Source organism: Microbacterium sp. CCH5-D1 (genome assembly GCF_001557335.1).
Lineage (GTDB): Bacteria > Actinomycetota > Actinomycetes > Actinomycetales > Microbacteriaceae > Microbacterium > Microbacterium oxydans.
Genome location: NZ_LSJW01000272.1, coordinates 1 through 1,682, shown reverse-complemented (window position 1 = coordinate 1,682; position 1,682 = coordinate 1). Strand labels below are relative to the sequence as shown.

The window sequence follows — 1,682 nt, the reverse complement described above, 5'->3', positions numbered from 1 at the left end:
ACGTCGGCCTCGGCGCAACGACCTCCATCCACTCGTCTGCTCGGGCGGGATCCCCGCCTCGGCCCACAGCCGGAGACGGTCGAAGCTCCTCGCGGTCAGCCACCAGACGAAGCGTCGGGTGATGAGCGGATCGAGCGCTCGTCCGATCCAGCCGCATCCTGGGGCGTAGTCGTAGCCCGTGACGAACCGCACGCCGTCCTCTGTCGGCACGTACCGCCAGTATCCGCGCCCTGTGCCCAGGGGCGAGAACGCGTCTTCGGTATCGAAAAGCAACGCGGAGGTGCGCTCCCCCGCAGCGCTCTCCTTCGTCGCCAGCGAGATGCCGGTCCCGCGGATGGTGTGCAGCCGGAGATCGAGCTCGTATCGGAACTCCTGTGCTCCGTCCGCCCTGGTGCGCTGCGGCGCGATGTCCGTGAAACGCGCATCCCATCGCACGTGCGAAGCCGGGTCCTGGGTGAGCCGCCACACCTCGTCCAGGGGAGCCCGGATCAGCACCTCGACGTAGAGGGCCCGATCCTTCCGCGACCGTTGACGGGGAGATGCGGAGGCCATGCGCCCATCGTAGGGGCACCGCACGAACCGCATAGGATTGTTCCCGTGACGAGACCTCGCCTTTACTCCGGAATGCAGCCCTCCGCCGACTCCCTCCAGATCGGCAACTACATCGGCGCGCTGCTCCAGTGGCGGGACCTGCAGACCTCCTACGACGCCTACTTCTCGGTCGTCGACCTGCACGCGATCACGGTGGCCCAGGACCCGGCAGAGCTCCGCGAGAAGACGCGCCGCACCGCTGCGCAGTACATCGCCGCGGGCATCGAGCCGTCGCTGTCGACCCTGTACGTGCAGTCCCATGTGCGCGCGCATGCCGAGCTGGCGTGGATCCTGAGCACCATCACCGGCTTCGGAGAGGCCGGGCGGATGACGCAGTTCAAGGACAAGTCGTCGCGCTACGGGGCCGACTCGACGAGCGTGGGACTGTTCACGTATCCGGTGCTCATGGCCGCCGACATCCTGCTCTACCAGACCGACGTCGTGCCGGTCGGCGATGACCAGAAGCAGCATGTGGAGCTCACGCGCGATCTCGCCGAGCGCTTCAACTCGCGGTTCGGAGAGACCTTCACCGTTCCGATGCCGGTCATCCAGAAGGAGACGGCGCGCATCTACGACCTGCAGAACCCGACGTCCAAGATGTCGAAGTCGGCCGAGAGCGACGCCGGCGTGCTGTGGATGCTCGACGACCCGGCGAAGTCGGCGAAGAAGGTCATGCGCGCGGTGACCGACAACGAGGGCTCGGTGCGCTTCGACCGCGAGAACAAGCCCGGTGTCTCGAATCTGCTGACCATCTACGCGGCGCTGACCGGACGCCAGATCCCGGCGATCGAGGACGAGTACGCCGGTCGTGGCTACGGCGATTTCAAGAAGGGTCTCGCCGAGGTCGTCGTGAACGAGTTCGAGCCGGTGCGCGCGCGCGCTCTGGAGCTGCTCGACGACCCCGCGGAGCTCGACCGCATCCTCGCCGAGAACGCCGCACGCGCCGACGCCGTCGCCGACGAGACGCTCTCGAACGTGTACGACCGGGTGGGTCTGCTCCGGCGCGTCTGACGCTCGCCTTAGGATGGGGGTCGTGACCGATCCGCAGCTGCCTCCCCCATCCGGCGCCGTGCCCTCCGATCCGCCTGTGC

General features: G+C 67.7%; 2 protein-coding genes. One reads left to right on the top strand and one right to left on the bottom strand.

The genetic code is table 11. The features are described 5' to 3' along the window. Positions 1 to 552, bottom strand: a 552-nt coding sequence (locus tag AX744_RS16320) for an SRPBCC family protein (RefSeq protein ID WP_061018045.1), incomplete at its 3' end; no start/stop codon positions are given. Positions 553 to 597: 45 nt separating this feature from the next. Between AX744_RS16320 and trpS the strand changes: the two genes are divergently transcribed. Beyond that, complete coding sequence (trpS, locus tag AX744_RS16315; protein ID WP_082108702.1) at positions 598 to 1,602, top strand: tryptophan--tRNA ligase; 1,005 nt, start codon at positions 598 to 600, stop codon at positions 1,600 to 1,602. Positions 1,603 to 1,682: the final 80 nt, after the last annotated feature.